The sequence below is a fragment of the Cytobacillus kochii genome (genome assembly GCF_020171845.1).
Taxonomy (GTDB): Bacteria; Bacillota; Bacilli; order Bacillales; family Cytobacillaceae; genus Cytobacillus; species Cytobacillus kochii.
Genome location: NZ_JAIVAM010000013.1, coordinates 176,619 through 202,258, shown reverse-complemented (window position 1 = coordinate 202,258; position 25,640 = coordinate 176,619). Strand labels below are relative to the sequence as shown.

Here is a 25,640-nt window from a genome sequence, read left to right as displayed (position 1 = left end):
CTATAATCATAATCGATACCAAAAACGACTAAACGGCTATAGCCCTATGGAATATAGAGCTATAGCCGCTTAGGTAACTTTTTATTATTTCCACTGTCTACTTGACAGGGGGCTGTTCAATCATTGTCCGGATTTCTTCGACTACTACTTACTTTCTTCAGTATCTAAAACACCTCACTACGCCAAGGATTTCAATAGAAAATAGGCGCCATAAAGAGATGACCTCTTTCTGATTGATGTACGAGAACCACCAAGGTTGAGCTTCTCAGCCCTTGCTTCACCATCGTGATAAATCCCTATATAAACGGTACCGACTGGGTTGCCTTCTAATTCATCAGGTCCGGCAACACCCGTAAAGCTTACACCAATGTCACTTTCCATTAATTTGGCAACATTTTCCGCAAGTTCCTTTGCACATGTAGCACTGACAACACCTTCATTTTTAATTGTCTCTTGCTTTACATTTAGTACTTTAGCTTTTACTTCATTTGTATAACAAACGACGCCACCATTTATGAGCCCACCAGCTCCAGGAATCGATGTAAATGTTTCTTGAAACATGCCCCCAGTTAAACTTTCCGCAGCAGACAGGGTTAATTTCTTTTCCTGCATTCTTTTTGAGAGCTCTTTAAATAGCGACGTATCATCATAACCGTAAAAATACTCTCCTACTACTGCCATAATTTCTTTCTCTTTCTCTTCCAAAAGTGTTATAGCCGTATCAAGATTATGATGTTTGGCTGTCAACCTCAATGTAACTTCATGATCTCCCGCTAACGGTGCAATCGTCGGGTTTGTTTGGTTATCAAGTATATCTTCTATTTCCGCCTCTAGCATTGCTTCACCAATGCCAAAGAATCTAAGGACACGCGACGAGATAACTGCTTCTTCTACTGCTTGTGATTTAATTGCGGAAAATCCGTATTTCAAAAACATCGGTTCCATTTCTTTTGGTGGCCCAGGTAAAAGCATATATTGCTTATTTTCCTTCTGATAAAACATACCAGGTGCCATACCGTAATCATTAGGAAGTACTTTCGCACCAGAAAGCACTAAGGCTTGCTTACGATTATTTTCAGTCATCGGTCGATTCGTCCGTTTAAAATATTCTTCAATAGACGCCAGTGCTATATCATCCATTACGAGATTTGTTTGCAAATGCTTAGCAATGGTTTCTTTTGTTAAATCGTCTTTTGTCGGACCAAGCCCACCAGTGAAAATAATGAGTTCCGCTCTATTTTCAGCAATTTTTATAGCAGACTCTAAGCGCCCCGAATTGTCTCCGACGACCGTATGATAAAAAACATTCACACCAAGGTCAGCTAACTGCTGTGATAAAAATTTGGCGTTCGTATTGTTAATTTGTCCTAATAACAACTCAGAGCCAACGGCAATAATTTCAGCATTCATGATGACCACTCTCCTATTATTTTGAATTGGTAAAGGCATGTTTGTTTTTAATAAAATAATCAACGCCAGACCAAACAGTAAACACCATGCTCACCCATAGAGCAAATGTTGCAAAGTCAAATGAAATCAATGCGAAGATTGTATTATGCAACAACAACGCAGAAACAGCTATAATTTGCGTCCAAGTTTTAATCTTACCTAACATATTCGCTGCAACTACCTCACCACCACCTGCTAAAATCAGGCGAAGACCGGTTATTGCAAACTCCCTACTAATAATAATAATCACAATCCAAGCGGGAGCCATCCCTAATTCTACAAGGATGATTAATGCACTGGAAACTAATAACTTATCTGCTAAAGGGTCTAAAAATTTCCCTAAATTGGTTACTAATTGATATTTTCTCGCTACATATCCATCAATCCAATCTGTAACGGAAGCGAATATAAAAATAAGCGCGCCAACAAAATGGGCAATTGGGAGCGTCACACCGATAAAATTCATGTCTCCCCATGAGAAAGGGTTGTACATAATAATAATGAAAATCGGTATTAACAATATCCTTGAAATCGTTATCTTATTTGGTAAATTCATAAGTTCCCTCCGGTAATTATGTAATTCTTCCCTAGGTGGGATGATCATATTTTATCAAAAAAAAGTCATAAAGCCTAAATTTGCGATACAATGTTAGGATTTAACTATATTTCCCACCTCAGGGGGCTAAACACGAAAATAGTCATCAATGGTTGATGACTATTCGCCAAGCGATGTAAAACGGATTGTAATATTTTGGTTTACATACTCTGATGGTGAAACTTCATATTCGAGTTTCTCATCATTGATTTTAATTTCAGTAGCAGTTGTATTTCCAATGATTACTTGTACTTCTTTTTGATCTGTTAAATCTAACTCTTTTTCAACGCCTTCTTCCATTGTTTCTTCATAGAAGGTTTCATTGTCAGCACTAGCCACTCTTACCCAGCTTTTACCTTCTGCTAATAAAGATAGTGTAAACGTATCCGTATTTTTCAATTCATATACAGTGTTTTTACCAGAGGATTCTTGTACACTTAACTCTTGTACAGGTTTCTCCTCTTCTTCTGTATTTTCATCTGCTGCATCGTCTTTTTCTTCCTCAGAAGCAGTATCTTCATTTTGTTTCTCATCTTTAGGCATATTATTTTCAACAATGGCACCTGGGTTATTATTGTCTTCATTTGATTGCTTATCACTACTAGACGCGTTATTTTCAACAAAATAATAAATGACGGCAAGAACACCAATGATAAAGACAATAATTAAAACTTTTGGTAAAAGATCTAAAAACTTCGAAGTTGAAGGAGAGATATTCTTACTTGTTTGCACACGTGAAAGTTTCTCTGGAATATCTTCATTGGTTGTTGCTGGAATTTCACTTTTATACTCATCTAACAGCTCTTCATGATTTAAGCCTACTGCCTCTGCATATTGCTTAATGAAAGCACGCACATAAAATTTACCCGGCATTATACGGTAATTACCTTCTTCTATGCCGATTAAATATCTTTTCTGTATTTTTGTAACTGTCTGTAACTCATCAAGAGACATCCCTTTTTGTAAACGTGCTTCTTTCAAACGACTACCTAATTCTGTCAAAACTAACACCTTCCAACATTACTAAAAATCAAAACCTCCGAAGCCTGTATCGGAGAACATATTATGATTGTTACGTTCGACTACATCATAGACGATATCTTCATCATGGTCGTGACGAAGCTCGATAATATAATCAAAATCATCCAAAGTATATTCTGAATTTTGCACAAAAACATCAGGATGTTCAATTACTTTAATAGCTGGGAGTCTCATTATCTCTCTCACAAGTTGCCAATGACGTTCATTTGCTCTTTTTGTCGAGACGATCCCATCAATGATAAATAAATTATCATCGCTATACTCATCTTCAATTAATTGATTGCGAATCGTTTGTTTAAGCAACGTTGACGAAACAAACAGCCATCGTTTATTCGCACAAACACTTGATGCTACAATAGATTCTGTTTTCCCGACCCTAGGCATGCCACGAATACCAATTAATTTATGGCCTTCCTTCTTAAATAATTCTGCCATAAAGTCTACTAAAAGACCGAGCTCATCTCTGACAAATCGAAAAGTCTTCTTATCATCTGCGTCTCTCTGTATGTATCTCCCATGTCTCACAGCCAGCCGATCGCGAAGCTTTGGCTCTCTTAGTTTAATGAGCTTAATCGTATCCATCGTCTTTAATATTGATTCCAATCGAACGATTTGGTCATCATCTTTAGCAAGGATCAGCATTCCACGTCTACCTTGATCAACTCCATTAATGGTAATAATGTTGATGGAAAGCATCCCTAACAATGATGAAATATCTCCGAGTAATCCAGGTCTGTTTTTTTGGATTTCATATTCGAAATACCATTCTTTTTTCTCCACCTAAAACACTCCTTATTCGCCTACAGTTCCAGATATTCTTATTACACAATATTAATTTATTTTTAATTAAATCTAGGTTCTATAATATATGATTTTCCACTAATATGAAAGGAAAATCCTTTCCGTTCGTAAAAATATATGTAAAATAAGAAAAAAGCAATTAAAGGCATATACACCTTCATTGCTTTTCCCATACCTGCTAATTATTTTTGTACTAATTTCACAACTAAATTAGCAATCGCATGTTGTTCTTCCTCACTTGCGACAGACCAAAGATCAGCAAGAATTTTCTCTTGGTCGTTTTTTGGCTCTACTGATCCAGCAAGATAATCTCCAATTTGATAAGCAATTTCACTTACCGTAGATTGATTCATCCCTTGATCTTGACCTTGTTCTAAACGCTCACCTAAAAAATCTTTCCATTGTTGCCAATTATCTAGTACAGACATGGTATTTCCTCCTCGTTATAGACATTTGCCTCAACAGGTAGATGGTGCAAATGCAAAATATTAGAACGTACAATATTATCATGCAACGAGGAGAAATAAATTATTCATTCTTTATGTATACCAGCCACCATTGACACTTATGGTTTGGCCAGTTATATAAGAAGAGGCGTCAGATAATAAAAATGCACAAGCATGAGCTACTTCACTTGGATGACCGAACCGACCGATGGGAATATCATTCTTAATATCTTCCATTTCCATGTCGTTAAAGGAGGACATCATCTTTGACTCAATGGCACCTGGAGCAATTGCATTTACCCGTATACCGCTATAAGCGACTTCTTTACTCAATGCCTTCACAAAGCTAATCTGTGCTCCTTTAACAGCTGAATAGACCGTTTCACAGGCAGAGCCTGTTTGTCCCCATATCGAAGAAATAAACTGTATATTTCCTCGTTGTTTTGTTACAAGTTTTGGCATTAATGCTCTCGTTAATAAAATCGGGTTTAAGACGTGTACGTTCATTAAATGTTGGACATCAACATCTGTCATGTCAGTTAGTAGACCATAATAAGCATGACCGCTGCAATGAATGATCGCATCAAGTGAAAAAATGTTTCTAACAATTTTTTGATATCCTTCAGGTGAGGTTAAATCAGCAGAAATAGCGATATATTCACCGCCATAAGTATTCAAAGCAGCCATTAACTGATCAATACGAGATTGATTTTTGTTGTAATGCAAATAAAGGGAATAACCTTCTTTAGCTAATACCTGTGCAATTGCTTCGCCAATATCTCCACTAGCTCCCGTTATTAATACAAATTTCTTCATTTTTTTCCTCCAAAAAACAAATACATAAATCAAGCTAGCCCACCTAAAACGGGGCTAGCATCATTTATTTTGGTAAAACTTGGCACACAGACATTCTTTCCTCAGAAATTAATTCTTTTGCCGCTTCATTAATATCATCCAACGTTAACTTTTCAAGAAAAGGAACAATTTGAAAGAGGTCCATATCATTGAATGAGTAACGAGTAAATTGATTGGCTATATATTCAGGAGAGTTAAGTGCCCTTAAAAACCCACCAATCTTCTTCTTGATTGAGCGTTGAAGTGCCGCTTCATCCCAATTTGCACCATTCGTAGACTGCAATAAAATCTCTTTCACTTTTTCAGCAAGTTTATTTGGGTCACTTGTATCTCCGCCAATCATAGCAAAGCCAAACCCAGATTCTTGGGAGTAATCGTAAGAGAAAGTATCATCGATTAAACCTTCACGATAGAGATCATTGTAATGTTGCCCACTTTTTCCAAATAACAAGTCTAACATAACATTTAGGCTTAGTTCTTTTTTAAGCATCTCCGCCCCTTGCTGGCTGGCATCGTTTGTTTTAATGCCCACCATACATTTCGGGGTTTGCACATTCATTCTTAATGTACTTATCGTTTCAGCAACCGTTTGCGGCTCTTGATCAAAGATTCTATCAATTGCAGGCTGCTCGCTATAACTTTTACTAGCCTGATTTTCCCTTACTTGAGCAATTATAGCTTCTGGGTCAACTGGACCCACTACAAAAAGCAACATATTACTTGGGTGATAAAAAGTATGATAACATTCATACAGCATATCCTTTGTAATGTGAGAGATACTTTCAATCGTTCCCGCAATATCGATTTTCACAGGGTGATGATGATATAGGTTTGCTATTAGACCATAATATAGACGCCAGTCAGGATTATCATCATACATTGTAATCTCTTGTCCGATAATGCCTTTTTCTTTTTCTACCGTTTCCTTAGTAAAATAAGGGTCTTGGACAAAGTCAATCAATGTAGTTAAATTCTCTTGAACGTTTGAAGTACTTGAAAAAAGATAGGCCGTGCGAGTAAATGAAGTAAATGCATTGGCAGATGCACCTTGGCGACTAAATTGTTGAAACACATCTCCATCTTCTTTTTCAAACATTTTATGCTCTAAGAAATGGGCGATGCCGTCTGGTACTTTAACTGGTTCATTTTTATCAAGCGGGACAAAGTGATTATCGATCGATCCGTATTTTGTCGTAAATGTTGCAAAAGTCTTATTAAAACCATTTTTCGGTAGGACATAGACATCTAAACCATTGGCCATTTTTTCATAATAAAGTTTTTCTTGAAGCTGATCAAATGCGATTTGTTCCATTATTTTTGCACCTCTTTTCCATGAAGAAAGTAAATTGTATCAAGCTGAACTTTCTTAGCTACAGTTATAATGTCTTCCTTTGTCACTGCTTCCATTCCATTCATCCATTCAGTTAAGTCCATTTTTTGTTGAGAAACGATATTATGATAGAGCACTTCTGCGACACCTCTTGCTGTATCCATCGTTTCCAACATTTGGTTCTGAATGACCGCTTTTGTCTGCGTAATCTCCTCTTCTGTAAAGGCACCCTTCTGCATTTCCTCTAATTGTTCTTCAATAATAGAAGTTGCTTGCCCATAGCTGTTGTTGTCAATTCCAGACATCACCATCAATAAACCTTTGTGACTTTCTAAACGACTGGCGACATAATAGGCTAGAGAAGCTTTTTCTCTTACATTAATAAATAATTTTGAGTGTGAGAATCCGCCAAAAATTCCGTTAAATATTTGTAACGCACTATATTCAGGATCACCATAAGTGATACCCGTACGATAACCAATATTTAATTTCGCTTGTTTCACATCCTGCTCTTCCTTAATCGTTTCTGGCTCAATCAAATCGTTTGCTCTTGCTATTGAGGCTTCTTTAATAGGTCGAGTTTTTAAAGGTAATAATTCACGAACATATTGTTCAACTTCATTTGTATCAATATCACCAATCATATATAAATCAAGCTCATCTTCAGCTAGAGCCTTTTCGTAATAATGATAAAGAGACGATTCCGTAATTAATGGTAAATCATCTAATTCACCGTGTACATGGAGCGCATAGGCTTCATCTTTACACATTTCTTGTACAAGACGTAAATTGGCATATCTCATTTTATCATCATTAACTGCTTGTATCCGTTGCTTTAATGTTCTTTTCTCACTTTCAACCACCTCTCGGTCAAAAGCTCCATTATTAGATAATGGATGGAGTAAAAGCTCTGAAAGTAATTCAAAAGCTTTTCTAAGTAGTGGAGTCTGATCAGATAGAAATTTTTCATTTGCCATTTCAATAGTCATGGAAATAATGTGGTACTCCCCTTTTTTTGAGAGGTCCACATATAAGGAAGCGCCATAAAGCTCATCTAAGTATGCCCTCAGCTTAGCCGTGGTAGGATAAGCAGCGCTACTACTTTCTAACACATGCGGTAATAAAGCCCTTAGTGTAACAGTATCTTTACTTAAAGGCGCTTTCATTTTCCAAACAATCGTATTGGTTTTATATTTATCTGTTTTAATTTGATGGAGCTTAACACCATCAATTTCTTTAACTGTTTCTGTTGTAATATTCATTAATAAACCTCCTTATTCCTTTTTACCTTAAAACATCCTATTTGCATCTCTCTACTTCCTATTTTGTCATCTTTTTAGTATATGTATGAAAAGAAAACAATATTTTCTATTATATACGTTAATAACCATCCTATGCTAATCTTGCAGTCATCTATAGGAGAAAATAAGTAAAATAAAAGTCTCAGGGCTAATCTCCCGAGACTTTACTTATTATCTATTCTCTTTTACATACGGTACCCCAGATGCTTTTGGCGCATCTGCTCTACCTATAAATCCAGTGAGTGCTATAATCGTTAATACATATGGTGCAACAAGTAGATAGACATTTGGAATATTCTCTAATAGCGGTAAGCTAGAACCAATAATACTCAAACTTTGGGCAAAGCCAAAGAATATCGCTGCACCCATTGCTCCTAACGGATGCCATTTCCCAAATATCATTGCAGCTAATGCCATAAATCCTTGTCCACTAATTGTCGCATGACCAAAATCAGAAGAGATCGCTTGGGCATATACACCGCCACCTATACCACCTAGCGCTCCCGAAAGTAATACGCCATAATAGCGCATTTTTGTCACATTAATCCCCATTGTATCTGCGGCCATCGGATGTTCGCCAACGGACCGTAATCTGAGACCAAATTTTGTCTTATAAATGACATACCAAGCAACCACAGCGAAAATGATTGCTACAAACGAAGTGTAATACGTATTAGAAAAGAATATCGGGCCAATAAACGGGATATCACTTAAAAGCGGAATATCTATTTTACTGAAGCTCTCTTGAATGATATCTGTTTGCCCTTTATCATAAATAAATTTTACTAGAAATAAGGTAACCCCTACTGCTAACAGATTGATTGCGACACCAGAAACGGTTTGATCCGCTCTAAAAGTGATGGATGCGACCGCATGAATAGCTGAAAAAATAACTCCAGCAAGCATGGCTACTAATAGTGAAACCCAAGGGGTCCATGCCCCTAATACATCGGCAAACGATAAATTGAAGACAATTGCTGTAAAAGCACCAATTACCATTAATCCTTCTAATCCAATATTAATTACACCTGAACGTTCTGAGAAAGTTCCACCTAACGCGGTGAAAATAAGGGGTGCTGCCCAAAGTAAAGTAGTTGGCACAATAATCATTAATATTTCCATGATACCCACTTACTTCACCCCCTTCTTATTAATCTTTCTTATGAGTAAACGAATCATATAACTTGAAGCCACAAAGAAAACAATTAAAGCAATAATAATATCAACCAATTCGTTCGGAACGCCTGCTTCTAGTGGCATATTAAGGGCACCAACCTTCAAGCTCCCGAAAAGAATCGCCGCCAAAACAATACCTATCGGTGAATTAGCACCTAATAAAGCTACAGCGATACCATCAAATCCGACCCCAGTAAATCCACTTTTCACAGCGGCATATCCGAAAGTCCCAAGCCCTTCCATAGCACCAGCTAAACCAGCAAAAACTCCGGATATCACCATGGAAAGAATAATATTCTTTTTAACATTCATGCCTGCATAATTTGAAGCATGTTGATTTAAGCCAACAGCCTTCAACTCAAATCCTCTCGTTGTTTTCTCCAAAATAAACCACATAATAATAACAGCAATAATGGCAATAACAATTCCCCAGTGCATACGAGAGTAATCTGTTAAAGATTCTAATAAAGGTGAACGAAGACTTGCTGTTTCAGCAATTGGATCCGAACTATCACTACCTTCTGACAATTTTGTTCGAATAATATAGTTCGTAATATGAAGTGCTGTATAATTCAACATAATTGTGACAATAACTTCATGAACACGATATTGCGCCTTTAAGAACCCAGGTATAAATGCCCAAATCGCTCCCGCTAAAGCAGCAGCTAGCACAGCTAAAGGTAAATGAATGATCTTCGGTAGTTCAAAAGCTACACCTACCCAAACAGCAGCTAACCAACCTACAATTAATTGTCCTTCAACTCCGATGTTAAAAAGTCCTGTTTTAAAAGCAAATGCAACTGCAAGGCCAGCTAATATATAGGGAATGATTTGTCTAACGGTTTCACCGAAAAAATAAACATCACCAAATGCACCATTCCAAAGAGCTATAAACCCTGCAATAGCATCATAACCTGTTACAATCATTAAAATAGTCCCAACAATGATACCAAGTAGCACGGCAATGATCGGTATTAATATATTCTGCATACGGTTAGACATTTCCATCACCTACCTTTTTCTTCGTTGAACCGGCCATTAATAAGCCCAACTCTTGCTCTGTCGTTTCCTTGGGATCAACCATTGCAATGATTTTCCCTTCAAAAATAACAGCAATACGGTCACTCACATTCATGATTTCGTCCATTTCAAAAGAAACTAACAGCACGGCTTTACCTTGATCTCTTTGGTCAATTAACTTGCGATGGATGAATTCAATTGCACCCACGTCAAGCCCCCTTGTCGGTTGTGAGGCAATTAATAAATCTGGATTACGATCTACCTCTCTGCCGATAATCGCTTTTTGCTGATTACCTCCAGAAAGAGCGCGAGCTGGTGTATATTCACTTGGTGTTCGTACATCATATTCTTCTATTAATCTATTTGCTTGGTCATAAATCGCTTTCTTATTCATCAAACCTGTTTTCGAATAAGGCTGTTGGTAATAGGTTTGTAGTACCATATTTTCACCAATTGTAAAATCTAATACTAAGCCATGTTTATGGCGATCTTGCGGTATATGTCCAATACCTGATTCAGTTACTTTTCTTGTATTTAATTTAGTAATTTCTTTATTGTTTAACAGAATTGACCCTTTATCTACTTTTCTTAATCCTGCAATTGCTTCTACCAATTCTGTTTGTCCATTACCATCTACACCTGCAATACCGACAATTTCCCCTTTTCTGACTGTTAAGTTTAAATTGTCTACCACTGCGATATTGCGGGAATCTTTTACTGTAAGTGATTGTATTTCTAATGACGCTTCTTTCGGCTTAGCTTCTGTTTTTTCAGTTTTAAACGTGACTTCCCTACCAACCATTAAACTAGCTAATTCATCGGGATTTGTTTCAGATACATTTAACGTTCCGATTCCCTCACCTTTACGAATAACCGTTACTCGGTCACATACTTCCATAATTTCTTTTAGTTTATGAGTAATTAGAATGATAGATTTACCCTCTTTAATCAGCTTACCCATTATTTGAATAAGCTCTGCAATCTCCTGTGGTGTTAGCACTGCTGTAGGTTCATCGAATATTAGGATATCTGCTCCTCGATAAAGTGTTTTTAAAATTTCAACTCGCTGTTGCATTCCTACGGAAATATCTGCAATCTTTGCTTTTGGATCTACCGATAAACCATATTTTTTTGAAATTTCGCTAACTACTTTTTCCGCTTCTTTTAAATCAATTTTACCTTTTGAAGTGATCTCTTTGCCTAAAATAATATTTTCTGTTACTGTGAATTTATCAACTAACATGAAATGTTGATGAACCATCCCAATACCTAACTCATTGGCGACATTTGGATTGGTGATTTTTTCAATGTTTCCCCTGACTTTAATCTCCCCTTTTTCAGGTTGATAAAGACCAAATAAAACATTCATTAATGTTGATTTTCCTGCACCATTTTCTCCGAGGAGCGCATGAATTTCTCCTGGTTTAACTTGAAGTGTGATATTATTATTCGCTACAATACCCGGAAACTCTTTACGAATATTGAGCATTTCAATAACATATTCCACCCTCTCCACTCCTTACCCTTATGTAGTTAGAGGTCAGACCTCGCTTTTTATTTATGATTGATTGAACATCCATGAATGAAATTTTAGGCTTATTTTTAAAAACCTAATTGAAAAGGATAATTTGTGTAATTATTATTCTTTTCAATTAACCTTTTAAGTTAAAAAGGAATAAGAGATTTCAAGTCCCTTATTCCTTTCCTCATTACTCTGCTGTAAATGCCTTCGCTTCTTCTACTGATTGAGGAGGAGTAACTTCTCCACTCTTAATTTTTTCAATCCATTCGTTTACTTGTGTTTCAACTTCCGCTTTGCCAGCGAACTCTTCGTTGATTGGTGCCAAAGTCACACCATCTTCATTTAAACCGTAAACAGTAGTTTCGCCACCAGGGAAGTTCCCATCTTTTGCTTTAGTAGCGATATCTTGTACAGCAACGTCTACACGTTTCATAGCAGATGTAAGGATAATATTATGATCTCCGACTACCCCTTCTGCTGATTGGTCTGCGTCAACACCAATTGCCCAAAGTTCTCTCTCTGGATCTTTTCCTTTTAAGTCACGTGCTTCTTTGAATAATCCATTACCTGTTCCACCAGCCGCATGGAAGATGACATCAATGCCAGAGGCATACATCTTAGAGGCAATCGATTGACCAAGCTCTGCTTTGTCAAATGCACCTGAGTAATTGCTTTCTACTTTAATATCTGGATTTACAGCTCTAACACCTGCAATAAACCCTGCTTCAAAGCGTTCAATAACAGGGAGCTCCATCCCGCCGATAAAACCAACTGTATCCCCTTTTGTTGCATTTGCAGCAACGACACCAGCTAAGAAACCTGATTCTTGTTCTTTAAACATAATGCTAGCTACATTATCTGCCTCTACTTCTGAATCAATAATTGAAAATTGGCTATCTTTTTGTTGTTCGGCAATTTCAGCAATCGCATCATGCATCATCGCTCCAACACCAAACACTAAATTGAATTTTTGACGAGTTAAGTTATTTAAATTTGTTGCATAATCAGCATCAGATTGGGATTGAAGGTAAGTGTATCCACCTTTACCTTCTTCTAAGCCATTGTCTTCACCAAAAGCTTTAATCCCTTCCCATGCAGATTGGTTAAATGATTTATCATCTACGCCACCAACATCTGTTACCATTGCAACCGTGAATGACTCTTCTTTGTTGCCTTCTGAACTTGATCCTTTTTCGTTTTCTTCTGAAGAACCACATGCTCCTAAAATGGTACCTGCTGCTAGTGCAAAAGAAAGTACTAATCCAAGTTTACGTTTTTTCATTTTGCTCCCCCTTAAGGAATTGGTTTACATTAGTAGATGAGTATGATTGATTAGTTAATCCTTTTTCTAAGAACATGGAAGCTAAATTTGTCTGCTCTAAAATAGTTAACCGAGAGGAGTAATGGCTCGTCTTGTTCAGTGTAATGCATTTGCTTAAGAACAAGTAGAGCTGTCTCAGGACTACAGTCTAAAATAGGTGAGACCTTCTCGTGATAACCAATCGGTTCAATTTCAGAGACCGCATATGTAATTCTTCTGCCTGTTTTTTCTTCCAAATTTTCAAAAATAGATTCTTTTTCCCAAGAGATAGAGTCTGGAATATGCTTCGCCAACATTTTATCCAAGCAATGAACAACAGGTTCACCATTTGCCGTTCTTACCCGTTCTACTACTAAGATTTCTTCATCTGCTGAACAGGAAAAAAGTCTGATATCTTCCTCACTAGGACATTGCGTCTCTGAGCTAAGGAATATAGTCCCAGGTTGCATACCTGCTTGGGTAATCATATTAGTGATACTATTTAACTGTTCAATTCCTGATGTAAATAATGGCTTTGTATTTACAAACGTGCCGACACCGTGTCTACGAATAATGACATTTTCTTCTTCTAATATCCTTAATGCCTCTCTTAATGTCGCACGACTGACACCTAATTGTTTGGCAAGATCAAATTCTGAAGGTAATTTTTCTCTCTCTTTATAAATTCCTTTATCAATATCTTGCTTCAAACGATCAATTACTTGTAAATATAAATGGCGGCTATCTGACTTAATAGACATGCTGTGCTCCTCCAAATCCAAATCTCAAGACATCAGACCTCTGATGTTCAATCATCTCTACTAATCGAAAATACTATACCATTTTTCTAAATATAAAGAAACATATTTTTCAAAAAATGTCGAAAAAGATAGTGAAAAAAGTGAATATTTTTCACATTTGTTGACTCATAGTTGATGTCTTAAAGAGTTTTGTTTAATTATTTTCCCTTTCGTTATAGGCTTCTTATGATAAAAATCAAATGCTACTAAAATATTTTAGAAACCCTAAAAAAAGAATAGGTCATATTTATAATAAATATTAACCTATTCTTTGTACATACTTTCTTTCAATTGTTGATTAAAGCTGTGTTGCTAAAAAGCGTTAAATATAGTTTTAAGAAGATGCCTCATCAACAATTTGGCTGACGAGTACTGTTCTTGGTTTACTTCCCTCATAAGGTCCAACGATTCCTCGCAGCTCCATTTCATCAATTAACCTCGCTGCTCGCGTATAACCGATACGGAACCTCCTTTGCAACATGGAAACAGAGGCTGTTTGCATTTCAATGACAAGCTCAACTGCTTCATCATATAATTTGTCATCAACTTCACTTGCTTGTGAATCTGGTAAATCATCGGGAATCATTTCTTCTTGATATTGCGCTTTTTGCTGACCGATGACAAAATCAACAATTTCTTCAACTTCATCATCCGATAAAAATGCGCCTTGCACCCGAATAGGTTTTGATGCGCCGACTGGCATAAATAACATATCGCCTCTTCCTAATAACTTCTCTGCTCCGCCCATGTCTAAAATCGTCCTTGAATCCGTCATAGAAGAAACAGCAAACGCAATTCTTGATGGAATATTTGCTTTAATCACACCGGTGATGACATCCACTGATGGACGTTGAGTGGCAATGATAAGATGAATACCAGCTGCCCTAGCCATTTGTGCTAATCTAGTGATCGCATCCTCAACATCCGATGAAGCAACCATCATTAAGTCCGCTAACTCATCAACAATAACAACGATGTAAGGAAGTAGTGGTTGCTTAGCTTCCTCTGTTTTATTTTGCCTTTTTATAAATTCATTATAACCTTCTATGTTTCTTGTGCCTGTATGGGAGAATAATTCATATCTTCTCTCCATTTCGCTTACAACCTTTTTCAGTGCTTGAGAAGCTTTTTTGGCATTTGTCACAACAGGGGCTAATAAATGTGGGACCCCATTATATACATTAAGCTCTACCATTTTTGGATCAATCATCATCAATTTCACTTCATGAGGTTTCGCCCTCATTAAAATACTAGTAATAATGCCATTAATACAAACACTCTTCCCACTTCCTGTCGCTCCAGCGACGAGCAAATGCGGCATTTTATTCAACTCTGCTGTGACAGCTTCGCCAGTAATATCTCTTCCTAAACCGATTAATAGCTTTGAATCATTGCGATCTTTACCTTTAGGTTCAATGACCTCTCTTAAGGAAACCATCGCAACTTCTGAATTCGGTACCTCTATCCCGATAGCTGATTTTCCTGGAATTGGTGCCTCAATTCGGATATCTTTTGCTGCTAATGCAAGGGCTAAGTCATCACTTAAACTAACAATTTTACTTACTTTCACACCTACATCAGGATGTACTTCATATTTGGTTACTGCCGGTCCAAGATGAACTTGGGTTACTTTAGCTTTGACACCAAAGCTTTGGAAGGTTCTCTCAAGCTTTGCTGCATTATCATGAATGAGTTTATATTCACCGCTCTGGTCGGTGTGATTAGGTGCCTTTAATAATTTCATTGGTGGTAGTTTATAATCCTTATTTTCCACTTCTGTAAATGTTATCGGTGGTACAGTCTCATCTTGCTGCTCTTCGTCCTCCGGTTGACTCTCGCTTACCCCTTGTACCGGTACTGTACCATCTTGTTCTTGGTCATAAGCATTTTGAGAAAAACTAGAAATAATTGGTTCTTCTGGTGTACTGTCTTTATCCATTTCTTCTGAGCTGTTATGAATCGTTATTGCCGGCTCTTCTTGATTTTCTTTACTTCTTCTCGTACGAGATTTAACATTGCGCTTATTCTTTTTACTTACCCAACCTTTTACATCTTCAAGAAATGCTAGCCATTGTTTTTTTAGAAATTGAGCAAATGAAATGGTCATATCACCCATCGCAGGGCCAAAAGTTTTTCCTGTAATTAATATAATTCCTACGATAATCAAAAGGAATGCAATAATTTTTGAGCCTGCTTCATCAAATAAATAATAGAAAACAGCAAACATTAATGCTCCAATCATGCCCCCACCCAAATCTGAAGTGCTGGCTTGATTTGTCACCTCACCCCAATAGAGACGCCATGTATTCATTATTACACTTGGGTCGGTAAATGCTCCCCCATTTGAAAGTAATTCAAATAACGTTACATGACTTAATAACAGAAGTGCACTAATGATGAAGTACATGCCCACTAATTTCATATGAAAGAGATCAGGTCTCTCCCTTTTCCACATTAGAAACCCTGCATAAATCACTAATCCAATTAAACAAAGCATGTACCATTCCCCGGTAAAAAACCTGAAAAAAAGTACAATTGCTCCACCTACTGCCCCTAATTTCGCTATCGCAATCACTGCTAATGCGAGCATCACTAGAGCAGTTAATTCATATTTTAAAGTTTGTCTCACTTGTTGCTTTTTTCGCGTTTTACGCTTCTTTTTTTTCGCCATTTTATCACCTGATTTATAAGTACTTGAATGATGCATGAAAGAAGAGAGCAGCCTTTTAGTGGCTGCTCTACGTTTGTTCATTTATTATAGCATAATTTCATCCATCTTTTGCTTAACTGAGGGTGATTTTTACTCCAGGTCCAATATTTTCATTCATGAAATCATTTGGGTCCGTACTCATTACTTGGATTACACGATATTCAGAACCACTAGTGAATTCCACTAGTAACGGGATACCTTCAAAGTTAACCACTTTTTGTTTCGCATATTCAGATGGTTCAGCTTGGTATATCCATTCACTTGGCATGGCTGTATATAATATCATTGTACAAGCCCCTCCTGCTGTTCATTGTTTTCAATTAACTCCTCAAGTTTTTTTAATGCTGGACCAATACCACCTACTTCATTAATCAAACCAAACTCAACAGCGTCAGCACCAATCACATTCGTTCCAATATCTCTTGTCAAATTTCCTTTAGCAAACATTAAGTCTTTAAACTTCTCTTCAGTAATCTGTGAGTGTTTTGTTACAAAGTTAATGACACGTTCTTGCATTTTATCTAAATACTCAAAAGTTTGTGGCACCCCAATCACTAAGCCAGTTAACCGAATGGGGTGAATGGTCATCGTTGCTGATTCAGCAATATAAGCATAATCACAAGATACGGCTATAGGTACACCTATTGAGTGTCCACCACCTAACACGATTGAGACTGTAGGCTTTGACAATGATGCCAACATTTCAGCAAGCGCTAACCCTGCTTCTACATCTCCCCCTACAGTATTTAATATTACTAACAAACCTTCTATTTTTGGATTTTGCTCAATGGCTACAATCTGAGGGATAAGATGTTCATATTTTGTTGTCTTATTTTGTGGCGGTAATTGTAAATGCCCTTCTATTTGTCCAACGATTGTCAAACAGTGAATTTTGGAATCTTGAGATAGTTGCGGTACATTTGTTTGACCTAATTGCTGTATCTTTTCCATTAAAGGCGATTGTTTATCTTCTTTAGGTTGTTGCTCTTGATCATTCCCATTCATTTCAAAATCCATAAGACTTCTCCCTTCAAACTTTTATATATTTAGTATGAACAGGGATGGGATTTTCATTCTATTAATGCTTTTGGAAACGAAGATATCTATTATCGAAATAAAAATATAAGCAGGCAATCACGAATACGTAATTGCCTGCTTTTTTAGGACTCCATAATTATCGGTAAGATCATCGGACGACGTTTTGTTTTATCAAATAAGAACTGATTGAGACCTTCTCTCATATCTTGTTTGATACCTGACCAGTCAAAAGCTTCTTTCGATAGTTTTGCTTCAACAATTTCTTTTACCAATTTGCTTGCTTCAGCTAGTAATTCTTCAGATTCTCTCACATAAACAAAGCCTCTTGTAATTATTTCTGGTCCTGCTGAAATGATTTTTTGTTTTTTGTTTAACGTAACAACCACAAGTAATATCCCATCTTGAGATAATAATTTACGATCTCTAAGGACAATATTACCAACATCACCAACACCACTGCCATCAATTAATACATGTCCGGTTGGGATTTTCCCCACATTCTTCATGGTTCCTTTTGCTATTTCATATAATTCTCCCTTTTCAGGAATAAAAATAGCATCACTTTCCATACCAGTCGACTCAGCTACTTTTGCATGTGCCTTTAACATCCTGTATTCTCCATGAACAGGAAAGAAATATCTCGGATTCATTAAATTAATCATGAATTTAAGCTCTTCTTTGCTACCATGACTAGATGTATTAAAACTCCCTTTGCCTGAAACCACATGTGCTCCGCCCCTGAACAATACATCAACTGTTTTTGATAAATAAACCTCCGACCCTCTCAAAGGAGAAGCAAAGAATATCACATAATCTCCAGCTTGAATATGCACTTGACGGTGAGAGTTTTTCGCCATCTTATACAGCGCATCAATGGGCTCTCCTTGCGTACCTGTCACTAAATAAATGATTTCTTCATCTGCCAAGTTTTTTACATCGTTCATAGACACCATTACGTCTTCATAAATATCCAAAAACCCTAATCTGATGGCAATATCATATATTTTTTGCAAACTTCTTCCTACTATTGCTACTTTTCGGTTAGTCTGTTTCGCAGCGTCAAATACTTGTTGAATCCTGATTAACTCAGACGCAAATGTAGCCACTACGACTCTCCCTTTTGCTTGATAAAAATGCTTCACTAAATCATCTAATACTTCAGCTTCCGATTTTGTGTAGCCTGGCTTTTCTGCTTCTGTACTATCAGATAATAAGCACAAAACGCCATTTTCTCCGATTTTGGCCATTTTTCCAATTTCGGCTTTATAAAGTGGTCCAGCCGCTTGGTCAAATTTAAAATCCCCAGTGTAGACGATACTGCCTTGTGAGGTATGAATACATACCCCAACACTGTCTGGGATGCTATGATTTGTTTTAAAAAATGAAATTTCACAATGATCAAAGTGAAGTTCAGTATCACTATGTATTTCCACTAGTTTAGCTTTCCCTTTAAATCCTTGCTCTTTCATTTTTGCTTTTGCTAACGCAATTGTAAGCTTAGTTCCGTATACCGGTGCCTCAATTTGCCGAAGCAAATAAGATAAAGCTCCAATATGGTCTTCATGTCCGTGGGTTAAAAATACTCCTTGCACACGATCTTTTTGTTGAATAAGATAGGTGAAATCTGGAATAACCGTATCAATTCCAAGCATTTCGTTCTCTGGAAGCATTAAACCTGCATCGATTACGAATAAATCCTCATCAACTTCAATTATGTACATATTCTTTCCTAATTCACCAACTCCACCTAGTGCTGCTAACTTGATGCTTTCGTTCTGTCTTTTCACTTATGTATCCTCCTATAGTTCATTCACCCGATCAAAATCAGTTATTCCCATTATACTTTAACTAAGAAAATAATAACAACCAAATTTATGCATTTTTGCGGTTATTAAGCAATTTATCCAGTTAAATTAAGTAATTAAACACTTTAGTGATTAAAGAAGACGGCACAAAAAGGATCGTTTTACTTTAACAAATACTCTCTTCTAAAAGCGATACCTAAATATCAAGTTTATAATCATTCAGTTAGTCTTGCTTTTAAAAAAAGAGAACCTAAAAGACTCAAGAAACGTGTAAATTTCCTTCATCCAGATTGATGTATTGGGTTTGGATTTAACAAGGACTAAATAGTAGTAATCAGATTTAAGTATCTCTAGTTCAGCTAGTGAGCGAAAACTTCTTCAACCTGAGCTACTTATGTTTGCTCAATATGTTTTTTAGATTTGTGAGATATACGAAGAGCCCTCTTTTTACTCCCCTATCCAGAGTATATATGTTATGGCATCACACAAAAAAACCTGAACAATTCATACCCAAGGTGGGAATGATCGCTCAGATTTTTTGCTTACTTTTTAATAATGTCAATCAGTGAAGCTCTTTCTTGTTCAGAAAGTGGTACCATTGGTAAACGCACTGAACCGACATCAAGGCCTTTGACCTGCAAAGCGGTTTTAACTGGTACAGGACTTGGCGCTGCAAACATCGCTTCCATTATTGGTAATAAGGATTGGTGCAATTTTGCAGCCTCTTGATAGCGGCCATCTAAAAATGCTTGCACCATTTCTTGAATTTCAGAGCCGATTATATGTGAGGCCACTGATACAACACCTGCTCCACCAATGGATAAGACTGGTAAAGCGATACCATCGTCGCCACTATATAACAAGAAATCGTCATCTGTTTCAGCGATAATCTTCGTCATTGCATTAAGATCACCACTCGCTTCTTTCACAGAGACAATATTTTTAATCTTGGATAGTTCAATAATTGTTTCAGGTGCAATATTAACAGATGATCGACCTGGAATATTATATAACATAACAGGTAAATCTGTACTTGCTGCGATCGCTTTAAAATGCTCATATAAGCCTGCTTGGTTTGGCTTATTATAATAAGGAGCGACTAACATGATGGCATCTACACCAATTTCTGCTGCTTTTTTCGTTAATTCAATGGATGAGTAAGTATTATTGCTACCTGTACCGGCAATAACTGGCACGCGTCCATCCGTTACCTTCACTACATGTTTAAACAATGCGAGTTTTTCTTCTTTCGTTAACGTTGGTGATTCGCCTGTTGTTCCAGCAACAACAAGGGAATCTGTCCCATTCTCAATCAAATGATTAATCAACTGAGTTGTCTTTGCAAAATCAATATGCCCATTGATATCGAATGGCGTAACCATTGCTGTTGAAACTCTTCCGAATAAAACCATTTTTACACCTCTTTTTAATAATCACTTATATCATTTCTACTTGATCTTTTTCTAAATGAAAGGCATCATGGAGTGCATTGACTGCTTTCGGCAAATCTTCTTGTTCAACTAAAACCCAAATAGTCGTATGGCTATCTGCTGATTGCATAATTCTAATGCCTTGTTCCGAAAGTGCTGTTACAATTTTAGAGGCAACACCAGGTACACCTTGCATACCTGCACCGACAACTGAAACTTTCGCACAGCCTCTTTCCACTTTTGGTTCATGACCTAATCCATTTAAAATTTGAATCGCTTTATCGGTCATTTCCTCGGTCACTGTATAGGTTACTCCATGTGGATAAATATTAATGAAATCAACGCTAATGCCTTCTTTGGCCATTGCCTTAAAAACCTCTGATTGTAGGTCATACTGATTTTCTTTAGCAACCACTTTAATTTGCGTAATATTCGCTACATGTGCAATCCCGGTAACCGGTCTTTCTTTTATATCTGTTCCTCTACTTTGTTTCGTAACAGCCGTAACTAGCGTACCTAAACCGTCTGTATAAGTGGAACGGATACGAATGGGAATTTTTGATTGCATCGCGATTTCAACTGCTCTTGGATGGATAACCTTTGCACCTTGATAAGCCATATTACAAACTTCCGTATAAGTTACAACATCCAAAGAACGTGCATTCTGTGCAATCCGCGGATCAGCTGTCATAATCCCTTCAACATCTGTGAATATATCAATCCACTCTGCATTAAGGGCAGAACCTAGCGCAGCTGCTGAAGTATCACTGCCGCCACGTCCAATCGTCGTTGTATCACCGTTTCTAGCTGATCCTTGGAAACCTGCAACGACAACAACATCATGTAATTCTAACTCGTTTTTTAAACGTTCACATTTCATATCAATAATTTTCGCATTCATATGATCATGATTTGTACGAAAACCAGCTTGCGCACCTGTTAATGCGGTCGCCGTTAGCTCATTTTCTATAAGCATATTCGTAAATACAACACTTGAAATCACTTCTCCACAAGATAGTAATAAGTCTGTTTCACGTTTATTGATTTTGGCAAGGGGCGCACCAACAAGTGATAATAACGTGTCTGTTGCATAAGGGTCTCCCTTTCTTCCCATTGCAGAAACAACAACTACCACTTTGAACCCTTCATGAACGGCATTTTTAATATGCCTTAATGCATGACTCCTGCCTTCTTCATTTTTTACCGATGTACCGCCAAATTTTTGAACGACGATTTTCATCTTAACACCTCGAGTAATTGCAATTTATTTCACTAACTTTAATTTAACAAGACTTTCTGCGATTTGTACAGAATTCCAGGCTGCACCTTTTAGTAGATTATCAGAAACGACCCACATATGGAACCCTTTTGGCTCATCTAAGTCATTGCGAATACGACCGACGAACACTTCTGATTTACCAACACAATCTGCTGGCATTGGATAAATTTGCTGTTCAGGGTCATCTTGTAGTTCTATACCTGGTGCGGTACTTAACAAAGCTTTTATATCCTTTGCGTTAATGCCTTCCTGATCAATCTCAAAATACACAGATTCAGAATGACCAGTTCCCACGGGTAGACGAACACAAGTCGCAGCTACTGGTAAAGAAGGCAGATGCATAATTTTTTTCGTTTCATTAATCATTTTCATTTCCTCAAATGTATAACCGTTATCAACAAATTTATCTATTTGAGGAATGGCGTTAAAAGCGATTTGATAATGCTTTTTATCACCCTTTACTGGCAATACTTCAGGCGTGTATGTTTGATTATCTAAAATCGCTCTTGTTTGCTCTTGCAATTCATCAATAGCTGCTTGCCCTGAGCCAGAGACTGCTTGATAAGTGGAGACAATCACTTTATTTAAACCAAATGCTTTTCTAATCGGTTCAAGCGCTACAACCATTTGAATGGTTGAACAATTGGGGTTGGCAATGATGCCGTTATGGTTATGCAAGTCTTCTTCATTTACTTCAGGTACGATAAGTGGAGTATTTTCATCCATACGGAATGCACTCGTATTATCAACCACAATTGCTCCTCTCTTTACCGCTTCTGGAGCTAATTGTTTGGATACACTTCCCCCTGCACTAAACAAAGCAATATCTACACCTTCAAAACTATCAGGTGTAGCTTCTTCTACAGTATATTCCTTGCCGTTATATTGAATCTTCTTCCCAGCTGAGCGAGACGAAGATAATACTTTCAATGTTGATATCGGAAAAGCACGCTCTTCCAATGTTTTTAACATTTGTTCACCTACTGCTCCTGTTGCTCCTACTACAGCTACATGGAAGTCTTTTTTCTCTGTCATAACCATTTCTCCTTCCGGCCAACATAATGATTGATATTTTTTAGTTTACCTTTCAGCTAACAAACAAGTGAGCGACTATCTTTCAGTCGTATTTCAGCTATGAGAGCGAGCTATAGATAGTATACTAAGATTATTTTATATTTTATCATATTCCCGCATTAAAAAATAAAATTTTATGAGAAAACATGGCTTATCGCCAAGTCTACTGGCGAAAGCCGTCGTCTGCAAACATTCATCACTTAACGAAGGGAACTATGATAAATCTCGAACTTAGTTACCATCTTTGTATCTTTCTACAATGACTGGCTGAATCTGTTCACCATTTATTGCTTTCACTATTGTATCAGATAATGCTGTCATACGGGCGACCATTGAGTTCGGTTTCTTCACTGGGTCATCTTGCCCAAATGGGATAAAATAAATATTTTTTGTAGACATTAAACGCATGAGATTTGTGCCGTTTAAGCCTAGTGCATCATTAGTCGATATACCTAGTACGACTGGTTTTTCGTTCCTTAATGTCGCTTTGGCAGCCATAAGCACTGGAGAATCTGTCATAGCATTTGCAAATTTACTCATGGAGTTTCCTGTTAATGGGGCAACAACCATGCAATCTAATGGGATTTTCGGGCCTAATGGTTCTGCTTTTACAATAGAATCAATAACTTTATTCCCAGTCACTTCTTCTATTCTTTTAATCCAATCTTCTCCATCGCCAAATCTTGTTACCGTATTTTGAACTGTAAAAGTCACGACTGGTATTACTTCAGCTCCTGCCCCGACTAACTTCTCTATTTCCGGAAAAACGGCATCATATGTGCAATGCGACCCCGTTAAACCGAATCCTATTTTTTTCCCTTTTAAATTCATGATTGTTTATCCTCCCTTTCATCAAAATTAGCCAAAATCAATTGTGAAAGAACATTAGCTAAAATACGTCCCGCTGTTTTTGGTGCAACGATTCCTGGTAGGCCAGGTGCTAATAGAGCTTTTACCCCGCGTTTCTCTGCGTATCTAAAGTCCGTACCACCTGGTTTAGAAGCTAAATCAATAATGAGGGTATGAACTGGCATTTTCGCTATTACTGATGCCACCACGACTTGTAAGGGAATTGTATTAATGCATATATCTGCATCCACAACGGCTTCTTCAATATCACTCAAATGAAAAGGCGTAAGACCCATTTCAGTTATTCTTGCTATATGCTCGCTTTTTCTAGCTCCTACTTTCACTTTAGCTCCTAAAGCATGAAATGCACGGGCTATACTCATTCCTGTTCTTCCAAGTCCTAATACAGTCACATTTGATCCGTGAATTGTAAAATCAGTATGTTGAATGGCCATCATTAATGCACCTTCAACAGTGGGGATTGAATTGTATATTGCGACATCATCACGATTAAATAATTGAACAACTTCACGATCTGCTTTGGTTGAAATTTCTTGAAGATAAGGAGGATTAATACCAGAATAAATTTTACAATGTTGCGGTGTTTTCTTTAAGATTTCTTCATTTATCGTAATTTTTTCATTAGAGAAAATTGTATCAATCTGTCCATCCACCCCAGCCCCAGGCACTGGCAATATAATGGCGTCAATGCATGTAAAGTCAACTTCATCTAACTTCTCCTTTACTGCACCAGAAAAAGCGTGGTCAAGCTGTTCAAAACCAATTAAATATAATTTTGCATCCAATTCTGTCAGCTTACGAATGACCTCAAGCTGCCTTGCATCTCCACCGATCACTGCAATTTGTAATCCTGTCAGCATGCAACACTCACCTTCTTTTAAAGAACTTTTTATGTTCTTTTACTCAATTACTTCAACATCTTATGTAGAAATGACCTATTCGGTGAGTTCTCTAACAAAGAATAGACGCTAAGTTTGAACCTTTGTTTTGAAGAGAAGATTGATAAGGAGTGAAGGACGAAACTCCTACCATTAAAAAAACATTTTAAATAGGAAAAGTGATTAAATCGTGAGGTAGCGACTCATCTTTATTCACATACAATAAAATGCTAAGTGAGGAGGAAATGAAATGAAAAACATAACTGATTCAAGGTTTATTACAACTGACGATCCGAAATCTCAGCAGTTCGTCTTCCAGTTACCTAAGGAATGGGAAACAAGACCCTATGAGTATGAATGGGCAAAAAATTTTGCAGACAAAAATGAAATTGTTCTCGATGCAGCCTGTGGATTGGGGCATCCTTTAAAGTTTTATTTAAGTGAGATATGCAAACACACTTTTGCCTGTGATATCGATGAGAGATTATTAGACAGTAAAGCCATTTTTTTAGATATGAAGGAAACATATACACATGACGACATACAAGAAGAAAATGTACAACGTTTAATAAACAACGTATCTATGAATTGCTGTTCCTTAACTGATTTACCATACAGTGGGCAATTATTTGATAAAATCTTCTGTATTTCCGTTATTGAACATTTAAGTAGTGAGGATATATATAAAAGCCTTGTAGAGTTTAAACGTGTATTAAAAGAGGATGGACTCATTATTTTAACTTGTGACTATCCTACCATCGATTTAGACATGTTCAATCGTATGATTCACGAAGCTGGATTAACCTTTTTTGATCAAGTGACCTTCACCCGACCTTCTAATGTCCTCACATCAACCATATGGGGAGAATTAAATTGTTTTCGTGCGGTGTTAAAAAAGAAAAAAGGCTAAAGAAAATATA

At 37.1% G+C, this 25,640-nt stretch carries 24 protein-coding genes; 2 read left to right on the top strand and 22 right to left on the bottom strand.

Annotated features, from left to right (window positions below; translation table 11 throughout):
- The coding region (locus LCM23_RS26255) for an IS3 family transposase (RefSeq protein ID WP_404826626.1) at positions 1–73 on the top strand (73 nt) is incomplete at its 5' end.
- Positions 74–177: 104 nt separating this feature from the next.
- Here LCM23_RS26255 and LCM23_RS20950 read toward each other — a convergent pair.
- From LCM23_RS20950 to dpaA, 22 genes are all read right to left on the bottom strand, one after another.
- Complete coding sequence (locus tag LCM23_RS20950; RefSeq protein ID WP_224938650.1) at positions 178–1,410, bottom strand: competence/damage-inducible protein A; 1,233 nt, start codon at positions 1,408–1,410, stop codon at positions 178–180.
- 16 nt (positions 1,411–1,426) lie between these two features.
- Entirely contained in the window at positions 1,427–2,005 is a 579-nt protein-coding gene (gene pgsA, locus LCM23_RS20945) for a CDP-diacylglycerol--glycerol-3-phosphate 3-phosphatidyltransferase (RefSeq protein ID WP_191812097.1), read from the bottom strand.
- 159 nt (positions 2,006–2,164) lie between these two features.
- Complete coding sequence (locus tag LCM23_RS20940; RefSeq protein ID WP_224938649.1) at positions 2,165–3,055, bottom strand: helix-turn-helix domain-containing protein; 891 nt, start codon at positions 3,053–3,055, stop codon at positions 2,165–2,167.
- 12 nt (positions 3,056–3,067) lie between these two features.
- Positions 3,068–3,865, bottom strand: coding sequence for a DUF3388 domain-containing protein (locus LCM23_RS20935; protein ID WP_095369465.1), 798 nt, complete (start codon positions 3,863–3,865; stop codon positions 3,068–3,070).
- 203 nt (positions 3,866–4,068) lie between these two features.
- Positions 4,069–4,314 (bottom strand): DUF3243 domain-containing protein, encoded by a 246-nt coding sequence (locus LCM23_RS20930; RefSeq protein WP_095369466.1) that lies wholly within the window; start codon positions 4,312–4,314, stop codon positions 4,069–4,071.
- A 111-nt stretch (positions 4,315–4,425) separates the two neighbouring features.
- Positions 4,426–5,148, bottom strand: coding sequence for an elongation factor P 5-aminopentanone reductase (ymfI, locus tag LCM23_RS20925; protein WP_224938648.1), 723 nt, complete (start codon positions 5,146–5,148; stop codon positions 4,426–4,428).
- A gap of 64 nt (positions 5,149–5,212) precedes the next feature.
- Complete coding sequence (gene yfmH / locus LCM23_RS20920) at positions 5,213–6,499, bottom strand: EF-P 5-aminopentanol modification-associated protein YfmH (RefSeq protein WP_224938647.1); 1,287 nt, start codon at positions 6,497–6,499, stop codon at positions 5,213–5,215.
- The gene (gene yfmF, locus LCM23_RS20915) at positions 6,499–7,779 is read right to left on the bottom strand and encodes an EF-P 5-aminopentanol modification-associated protein YfmF (RefSeq protein ID WP_224938646.1); all 1,281 of its coding nucleotides are present in this window, start codon (positions 7,777–7,779) and stop codon (positions 6,499–6,501) included. The genes yfmH and yfmF overlap by 1 nt, the downstream gene beginning before the upstream one ends.
- A 210-nt stretch (positions 7,780–7,989) precedes the next feature.
- The gene (locus LCM23_RS20910) at positions 7,990–8,949 is read right to left on the bottom strand and encodes an ABC transporter permease (protein ID WP_224938645.1); all 960 of its coding nucleotides are present in this window, start codon (positions 8,947–8,949) and stop codon (positions 7,990–7,992) included.
- Entirely contained in the window at positions 8,950–9,996 is a 1,047-nt protein-coding gene (locus tag LCM23_RS20905) for an ABC transporter permease (RefSeq protein ID WP_095369470.1), read from the bottom strand.
- Entirely contained in the window at positions 9,989–11,521 is a 1,533-nt protein-coding gene (locus LCM23_RS20900) for an ABC transporter ATP-binding protein (protein WP_224938644.1), read from the bottom strand. Before LCM23_RS20900 ends, LCM23_RS20905 begins: the two co-directional genes overlap by 8 nt.
- A gap of 202 nt (positions 11,522–11,723) precedes the next feature.
- Positions 11,724–12,818, bottom strand: coding sequence for a BMP family lipoprotein (locus LCM23_RS20895; protein WP_224938643.1), 1,095 nt, complete (start codon positions 12,816–12,818; stop codon positions 11,724–11,726).
- Positions 12,819–12,868: 50 nt separating this feature from the next.
- The gene (locus LCM23_RS20890; protein ID WP_095369473.1) at positions 12,869–13,597 is read right to left on the bottom strand and encodes a GntR family transcriptional regulator; all 729 of its coding nucleotides are present in this window, start codon (positions 13,595–13,597) and stop codon (positions 12,869–12,871) included.
- Between the two features lie 373 nt (positions 13,598–13,970).
- Positions 13,971–16,307 carry a DNA translocase FtsK gene (locus LCM23_RS20885; protein WP_224938642.1) on the bottom strand — a complete coding sequence of 779 codons (2,337 nt, stop codon included), beginning with the start codon at positions 16,305–16,307 and terminating at the stop codon, positions 13,971–13,973.
- A 112-nt stretch (positions 16,308–16,419) separates the two neighbouring features.
- Positions 16,420–16,632 carry a YlzJ-like family protein gene (locus LCM23_RS20880; RefSeq protein WP_224938641.1) on the bottom strand — a complete coding sequence of 71 codons (213 nt, stop codon included), beginning with the start codon at positions 16,630–16,632 and terminating at the stop codon, positions 16,420–16,422.
- On the bottom strand, positions 16,629–17,351 hold the full coding sequence (locus tag LCM23_RS20875; protein ID WP_224938654.1) for a ClpP family protease: 723 nt from the start codon (positions 17,349–17,351) through the stop codon (positions 16,629–16,631). The genes LCM23_RS20880 and LCM23_RS20875 overlap by 4 nt, the downstream gene beginning before the upstream one ends.
- A gap of 155 nt (positions 17,352–17,506) precedes the next feature.
- A complete protein-coding gene (locus LCM23_RS20870; protein WP_224938640.1) occupies positions 17,507–19,171 on the bottom strand; it encodes a ribonuclease J in 1,665 nt (554 codons plus the stop codon).
- Positions 19,172–19,731: 560 nt separating this feature from the next.
- On the bottom strand, positions 19,732–20,601 hold the full coding sequence (gene dapA, locus LCM23_RS20865; protein ID WP_224938639.1) for a 4-hydroxy-tetrahydrodipicolinate synthase: 870 nt from the start codon (positions 20,599–20,601) through the stop codon (positions 19,732–19,734).
- 25 nt (positions 20,602–20,626) lie between these two features.
- Positions 20,627–21,859 (bottom strand): aspartate kinase, encoded by a 1,233-nt coding sequence (gene dapG, locus LCM23_RS20860; RefSeq protein WP_224938638.1) that lies wholly within the window; start codon positions 21,857–21,859, stop codon positions 20,627–20,629.
- A 24-nt stretch (positions 21,860–21,883) separates the two neighbouring features.
- Positions 21,884–22,933: an aspartate-semialdehyde dehydrogenase gene (asd, locus tag LCM23_RS20855; protein ID WP_224938637.1), complete on the bottom strand. Its 1,050-nt coding sequence runs from the start codon at positions 22,931–22,933 to the stop codon at positions 21,884–21,886.
- A 270-nt stretch (positions 22,934–23,203) separates the two neighbouring features.
- The gene (gene dpaB / locus LCM23_RS20850; RefSeq protein ID WP_095369480.1) at positions 23,204–23,803 is read right to left on the bottom strand and encodes a dipicolinate synthase subunit B; all 600 of its coding nucleotides are present in this window, start codon (positions 23,801–23,803) and stop codon (positions 23,204–23,206) included.
- Positions 23,800–24,702 (bottom strand): dipicolinic acid synthetase subunit A, encoded by a 903-nt coding sequence (gene dpaA, locus LCM23_RS20845; RefSeq protein ID WP_224938636.1) that lies wholly within the window; start codon positions 24,700–24,702, stop codon positions 23,800–23,802. Before dpaA ends, dpaB begins: the two co-directional genes overlap by 4 nt.
- A gap of 268 nt (positions 24,703–24,970) precedes the next feature.
- Between dpaA and LCM23_RS20840 the strand changes: the two genes are divergently transcribed.
- Positions 24,971–25,630, top strand: a complete 660-nt coding sequence (locus tag LCM23_RS20840; protein WP_224938635.1) for a class I SAM-dependent methyltransferase — start codon at positions 24,971–24,973, stop codon at positions 25,628–25,630.
- The last annotated feature ends 10 nt before the right edge of the window (positions 25,631–25,640 follow it).